6 protein-coding genes are annotated in these 6470 nt (G+C 42.8%); all 6 read left to right on the top strand.

The features are described from left to right. Window positions 1-114 precede the first annotated feature (114 nt). The 6 genes from NG833_RS17745 to NG833_RS17720 all read left to right on the top strand — a co-directional run bounded on the left by NG833_RS17745 (window position 115) and on the right by NG833_RS17720 (window position 6446). Complete coding sequence (locus tag NG833_RS17745) at window positions 115-252, top strand: hypothetical protein (RefSeq protein ID WP_254566614.1); 138 nt, start codon at window positions 115-117, stop codon at window positions 250-252. A 50-nt stretch (window positions 253-302) separates the two neighbouring features. Next, entirely contained in the window at window positions 303-704 is a 402-nt protein-coding gene (locus tag NG833_RS17740) for a type II toxin-antitoxin system RelE/ParE family toxin (protein WP_254566613.1), read from the top strand. A 5-nt stretch (window positions 705-709) separates the two neighbouring features. Then, window positions 710-1453 carry a helix-turn-helix transcriptional regulator gene (locus tag NG833_RS17735; RefSeq protein WP_254566612.1) on the top strand — a complete coding sequence of 248 codons (744 nt, stop codon included), beginning with the start codon at window positions 710-712 and terminating at the stop codon, window positions 1451-1453. 11 nt (window positions 1454-1464) lie between these two features. After that, window positions 1465-2214 carry a hypothetical protein gene (locus tag NG833_RS17730; RefSeq protein ID WP_254566611.1) on the top strand — a complete coding sequence of 250 codons (750 nt, stop codon included), beginning with the start codon at window positions 1465-1467 and terminating at the stop codon, window positions 2212-2214. Between the two features lie 196 nt (window positions 2215-2410). After that, window positions 2411-5938, top strand: coding sequence for a CHAT domain-containing tetratricopeptide repeat protein (locus NG833_RS17725; RefSeq protein ID WP_254566615.1), 3528 nt, complete (start codon window positions 2411-2413; stop codon window positions 5936-5938). 118 nt (window positions 5939-6056) lie between these two features. Next, entirely contained in the window at window positions 6057-6446 is a 390-nt protein-coding gene (locus NG833_RS17720) for a hypothetical protein (RefSeq protein WP_254566610.1), read from the top strand. Window positions 6447-6470: the final 24 nt, after the last annotated feature.

Here is a 6470-nt window from a genome sequence, read left to right as displayed (position 1 = left end):
CAAAAAATAAAACCTTCAAAAAACCCGCAGGCTCAAGCCTGGAGGCTCACAGGACAAAGCGGTGCCTGCGCGGGCTAAAAGAGCCTTGTTAGGTGCGATCGCATCAAAGCAAGGATGATTTATTTGTTGGAATCCCCTTATGCCGGTGAAGTCAACTTTATTCCCCTTGTGGAGAACTTACAACCACGGGAACGGGAGTTCCTCACCCCCAGATTGCAGCAGGGTTCCGCCGATATTCCACAACAGGAATAAAACCCTTGACATTCCACCGAAAGAATAATACAGTAGAAAGAGGTAAGCGCATGATGGCTTGGACATGGGAACTGTATCGGGATGCAACTGGGGATATCCCCAAAGATCTGCTGGCATTCTTTATCAGACTGATGCCAGAAGACGAACAGCCCCCAAAACCGCCCCAGCCCGTGTTGAGCCCATCAGAAACTAAGAGACTTCAGGTTAATCTCAGATATTTGTGTGATAAAGGTCTGGCATCGTTAGCCAGTGATATTTTCGACAAGCTAGAGGATGAGCTATATGAGTTCAAGATGACAAAAAGCGAACACAATCCTCGGTTTATCCTGACACCAGAAACACCGCAACGGTTCATCGTGCTGCACGCTTTTATGAAGAAATATGACGGAGGGATTCGCGATCGCGATATAGAACCCGCCAGACAAAGATTGCGCGATTTAAGGAGTAGATAAAAACAATGACGCACTACAACTTTCAAAACTGGCTCAATCAAAAAATCAGTGACGATCCCGAGGTAATCTTAGCCGGAAAACTAGAGTATTTGCGACTGTACCTGACCGATGCGATGCGCCAGTTGCGGGAAAAAGCCGGATTGACCCAGGCGCAACTCGCCGAAAAACTGGGAGTGCAGCAAGCGGCGGTATCCAAATTAGAATCAGCACTCAAAGATCGGAAATTGGAATCGGTTTTGCAGTACCTACATACCTTGGATGCAGAATTGCTGATGGCGGTAAAGCAGGGGGACGAAATCTATCAAGTCAGCGACAATGATGGGGTGATGCTGGTAGACATACCGGAGGAAGTGGCACTCAACGCAGCAGCAGAGGGGATGACATTGCGCGAGTATGTTCATGCTGCGATCAAGAATTTCTCCCCGAAAACTGTCTCGGGCATAGAATCATTTCTGAAAAGTGATGAAGAGGTAGCTGTAAGAGTACGGGAGAGGCTAGGAGGGAAATCGATTGAGGAAATAGCTAGAGAACTAGAAAAATGCTATAGCTTACCCAAAGAAGATCGCGTTATGGCTCTTACGACTTTCTTGGGAGGAGGCGTAAATGCAGTAGGCGCTACCCGCTCTTCAACCGACCCCCGCTCTATAACGGAAATGTCTGACAAAAGGGAACTCTTAAACCTAGCGAAAAATTTAGAGAAAAAGTTGGACGAAATTGTGAATTCATATCCACAGCCAACTTTAATTTAAACAGGAGACACATGAAATCAGAATTGGTCAGATCGAATAACCCTTACCTCTCTTTACCCGATTTTCTTAGCTGGCCTGTAGAAGAGGCATTCCAGTGGATAGCCAAAACTCTTGAAGCACGACATAGCGTCATATCTTATCAAGAAGATGTAGATATTTGGTATAGGAGGCGTGCCTATCTCCAAGTTTCTCAGGCAGTTGCTCATAAGCGAGCAGGAGAATTTGATGTTGCTTTAGAAATTTACGATCGCCTCTTTCAGGAAATGCCGACTTGGGCGGCTCTTTATAGCAGCGTCTATAAAGTTTTGGCTCCAGCGGGTAGGCTCAAAGAAGCTGAACTTGCCATTCAAGTCAATACGCTACTGTTGTCAATCAAATACGCACTGTATGATAGTGAACTCTGGGTTACAGACCATGATTTCGATCTAAAACCAGATAATCCTTACAGTGTCTTAGCATTTTGGCCCGCCCAAGATCCGTCTGTATTAAAACATTTGGGAGCTATGACGATGCTGAAACAGCAAACCCTCACCCCAAGAGCAGCTAAAGCTTATTTGAATTCAATTCAGGGATGTGGTTCTACAGCAGGAGAGCCTGATGAAGAAATTTTGCGAGATAGAGGCAAGGAAGTCTTGTTAGAATTGCCCTGGGTTACTCTTTCATCGGTAGATAATCCCGATTCCTTTGTCAGAAAATCGCTGCTTAAAATGAAAAATGATATGGTGGCAATCTTGGGAAAACAATTCTTTTTAACCGATTAATTTGTCTGTCGGTTTTATTGACAACCAGTCCGATCCTTGACTTTTAATAATTTACATCCGAATCTTAATCATGATGAATCAGGACCGCAAAAATGATTGTCTAAAACTGATTAAATCTCTTCTGGAGTCACCCGGGAGAGAAGCAGAGATTTTGAAAGGCAACAAACACCTGTTAGACTCGGGCTTATTACAAGTGATGGAAGAAGTCGCGGATGGATTACTAGAATCTGGGGATTTGGAGACCCGTAGTCAACTTCAAGGATTATATTCAAAGATAGCTAATATTGTCAGTAAATTGTCGGCAAGCAAAATAAGTGATGAATCCAGACAAATAATTCAAGAAGCATTAACAGCTTCCCGGCAGAGTAGCTTAGATAGCACTGCCCTCTACCGAGTTTTACAAAAACACTTAGCAAAATTAACGGAAAATTTTGCCAAAGATTTGCGTCAATGGGTGAAAATTAATGTAGTAGACTGTTCGGACCCAACACAAGCCAAAGAAATGGCGAATACCATTCATTATTTTAGCGTATTGATTGCCAATTTCCCCTTGGGGAGTAGAGCAAACAATATAGAAATTGGAATTGCAGGGCAAGAAAGCATTGTAGATTTTTATAATTACGAAGATTTTCCCTGGGAATGGGCGGGGCTTCAGATGAATTTGGGGGTTTATTACAGTGATCGTATCCGTGGGAACCCGACAGAAAACTTAGAAATTTCTATTAAAGCCCTGAAAAAGGCTTTGCAAGTTTTTACTCGGGAAAAATTTCCAAAAGCATGGGCTACGACTCAAAATAATCTAGGAGAATCATATAGAAAACTTATTCCGGGTAATCGCGCCGAAAATCTAGAGCAAGCTATCGTTTGCTATAAAAATGCGTTGCAGGTATATACTAAAAACACTGAGCCAGAAGAATGGGCTAGGGTGCAACATAACCTGGGACTCGCTTATAAAGAGCGAATTAAAGGCGATCGCGCCACCAATCTGGAGGAAGCCATTACTTGCTTCCATAATGGCTTATTATTTCGGACCTACGAAGCTCTTCCACAAAAGTGGGCTATGACTCAAAATGCGTTGGGAGATGCCTACTTAGATCGAATTATGGGCAATCCAGTAGAGAATGTTGAATTAGGAATTGAGTGCTTGAAGAATGCCCAAAAAGTGCGGACTCGTCAAGCGATGCCAGAAAAATGGGCAATAGCGGAACATAATCTGGGAAAAGCTTATATCTCGCGGGTTCGAGGGGTGCAATCTCAAAATGTAAAACAAGGCATTGAATACTATATAAGTGCTTTAGAAGTTCGCACCCGAGAGGCGTTTCCAGTTAAATGGGCTATGACTCTACATAATCTAGGAAATGCTTATTTGAGCAACGTCTGGAGCGATAGAACGGAGAATATAGAAAAAGCGATCGCCTGCTATCAAAATGCTTTACAGATTCGTACTTGCGAAACCTTCCCTGATTTGTGGGCAGAGACTCTGATTAGTTTGGGAAATGCCTATAGTCAGCGCCGTATGGGCGATGAATCCCGCAATCAAGAATTAGCGATTCACTGCTATAACAATGCCTTACAGGTTCATACTTGGGAAAATTTCCCCCTATATTGTGCAGGACTTCATTATAATTTAGGTCGCCTTCATACCAGATTTATTGAAGGAAATCCAGATTGGAATCTACAGCAAGCTATTAAATATTACCAAGACAGCTTGCGAGTCTATCAAAAAGACACGCTTCCAGAAAACTGGGCTCAAACTCAGCACTGTCTGGGTCTGGCCTATAAAGAACAGAAAGAAATATCAGAGGCTATTGACTGTTTTCAGTTAGCGTTAGCGATTTATCAGCCTACGACTTTTCCCTCGCACTGTGTTGATTGCGGGCGTGAACTTGGCAATCTAGCTAGGGAAGCAGAGCGGTGGTCTGATGCAATTCAAGGTTATGATGCTGCTATTGATGCGATTGAGCAGCTTCGGACTTGGATAGGTTCTGAATCCGATCGCCAAACTCTTGTGGAATCCTACAGCGACCTTTACAAATTTGCAGTCGAAGCCTGTATCAAAAACGAACAGTTAGACAAAGCATTTGAATATGTAGAGCGTTCCCGTTCTAAGCGCCTGGTGGATTTGATGGCAAGCCATAGTTTTAGCCAAGAGGAAGCCGTTTCACCCGAAGTTCAGAAATTATTACTACAATTTGACGCCCTCCGACAGCAAATAGATGAAATCGGTTTGATTAATGAGAGTGAATCAATCGAGATTGGTAAAATTTCAGAGCGAAAAGTTATAACTCGTGCAGTCTTAGAGCAATCTAACAAAACTATCAAATTTTTAGAAACCCAAAAACAACAAGTTTGGGAAAAAATTCGTCAATTAGATCCAGTGTTAGCTGGAGAAGTGCAGGTAGAATCTATGGATATTTCTAGTTTACAACGACTGGTCCAGGAACCCAATACTGCAATTATCAGCTTTTATACGACTTTTCAAGATACCTATATTTTTGTTTTGAAACAGGATAGCATTTCTTGCCACACTTGCAAAGGTGAAGGACTTTTAACTGTGCAAGGATGGTGGATAGATCCCCGAGAAGCCGATGCTGGACCGAAACAAGAAAATTTCACTGTTACAAGATATAACGAACAAGGCGAACTAACTCTGCAAAATTGGATATCTCAAAATTGGGTAGTGCCCTATCACCATGCACGGGAAGAATGGGAAGAGTCTCTGAGTTCGATTTTGAGTCATATTGCCCAAAGGCTTCAACTGGATGAGTTGATCGATGTACACCTTCAAAACATTGAAGAATTGATTATTGTCCCCTATTTGTCTCTGCACGAGATTCCTTTTGCAGCTTTGCCGATCCAAGACCCACACCATAAATATTTGGGTGACAAGTTTATCATTCGCTATGTTCCTAGTTGCCAAATCTTAAAGTTTTGTCAAGAACGGGAACCCTTAACCGATAAGCTGGCTTATGGCACGGTTGAAAATGCAACAGAAGATCTAGTTTGTGCCAGCTTTGAAGGAGAAGAAATTTCCAAACTCTACCAAATTCCTGACAGTCTTCGTTTAAGAGGTGCTAACCAAGCTACCGTTAGTCAATATCGAGAACTCGCTAAACAAGTCCAAGTTCTACATTGCAGCCATCATGCTCAGTCACGGATCGATCGCCCCTTGGAATCCAAGCTAGTTCTGAGTGATGGGAGTATTACATTAGGTGAACTCCTGACTCCTGCATGGAGACTTCCTCAACTGTCAGATGTGATCCTGTCTTGCTGTGAAACAGGTCTCGGACGTTCTGAACTCATGACAGATGATATATTGACAATTTCAGCCGGATTTTTATGTGCTGGGGGAAGGAGAGTTGTTAACACGCTTTGGGAAGTCGATGACTTAGGCACTGCACTATTTTCTATCTTCTACCACCAGTATCGAAAAGAGGGTTACAACTGCCCTGAAGCTCTACACCAATCTCAAATCAAATTGAGGACTTTAACCCGAGAAAATATTGCAGAAATCTATAGCAGAACCTACCAGGCGATGATGGAAGCGGAAAGCAAAATAGATGAGTATGAGCCTAATTCTGATGAATATTTAGATTGGGATCGTAAGTATTTAATGTACTTTCAGGTCATGGAGAATATTGCCCCCCTCAAAAATTCTTCAGAAGAATATCCCTTTGCTCACCCACGATTTTGGGCAGCGTTTACTTGCCAGGGATTAAGATAAATGGGGAGTGGGGGTTTTTTTGATGTTTCGCTAATACTAGACGATTGGTTCAGGAATTAGAACCCTGGGACAAGAAACCGGGTTTCTCTCCTTAATTTGTCGCCAATTATCAGAATTTTTGTTAAGAAACCCGGTTTCTAACCTTGACTGTATCCACGCCCTGGGACAAGAAACCGGGTTTCTGGCCTTAATTTGTCGTAAATTATCAGAATTTTTGTTAAGAAACCCGGTTTCTAACCTTGACTGTATCGACGCCCTGGGACAAGAAACCGGGTTTCTCTCCCTAATTTGTCCCCAATTATCAGAATTTTTGTTAAGAAACCCGGTTTCTAACCTTGACTGTATCCACGCCTTGGGACAAGAAACCGGGTTTCTCTCCCTAATTTGTCGTAAATTATCAGAATTTTTGTTAAGAAACCCGGTTTCTAACCTTGACTGTATCGACGCCCTGGGACAAGAAACCGGGTTTCTCTCCCTAATTTGTCGCCAATTATCAGAATTTTTGTGAAGAAACCCGGTTTCTAACCTTGAC

Source organism: Oscillatoria sp. HE19RPO, from assembly GCF_024220515.1.
Classification (GTDB): Bacteria; Cyanobacteriota; Cyanobacteriia; order Cyanobacteriales; family Laspinemataceae; genus Laspinema.
The sequence above is the reverse complement of the archived record's forward strand: the minus strand, read 5'-3'. Positions and strand labels throughout refer to the sequence as shown.